The organism is Christiangramia aquimixticola, assembly GCF_048285835.1.
GTDB classification, from domain to species: domain Bacteria; phylum Bacteroidota; class Bacteroidia; order Flavobacteriales; family Flavobacteriaceae; genus Christiangramia; species Christiangramia aquimixticola.
Genome location: NZ_JBLVTL010000052.1, coordinates 1 through 382, shown reverse-complemented (window position 1 = coordinate 382; position 382 = coordinate 1). Strand labels below are relative to the sequence as shown.

Genomic DNA, 382 nt, shown 5'->3' with positions numbered 1-382 from the left:
TTTTTTTCCCGCACAGCCCTCATGTACGTCTTCATGGGCCACATGAAATTTGAACATACTCAACCCTATGAGTCTTGGTTTTGGGAGAAAAATCGAATTGAGCTAAAGAAGGCTTGGGTTCAGAAGGTTGAATTTGGTGAAAGGACCTTGGTTTTTGATTCAGGTGAAAAGATGACCTATGATGTTTTGGTCATCGCCACGGGTAGCAAACCCAATAAATTTGGTTGGCCGGGTCAAGACTTAGAGGGTGTGCAGGGCTTGTATTCCAAGCAAGACTTGGAGCTGATGGAAAAAAATACGCATCAGGGAGTGAATCGGGCAGTCATTGTAGGCGGCGGCTTGATTGGGATTGAGATGGCCGAAATGCTGGCTTACAAAAAAA

1 protein-coding gene is annotated in these 382 nt (G+C 45.0%); it reads left to right on the top strand.

Features of this window, described 5'->3' with window-relative positions:
- A partial coding sequence (locus tag ACNKXV_RS13455; RefSeq protein WP_417908245.1) for an FAD-dependent oxidoreductase occupies nt 1-382 on the top strand: 382 nt, incomplete at both ends.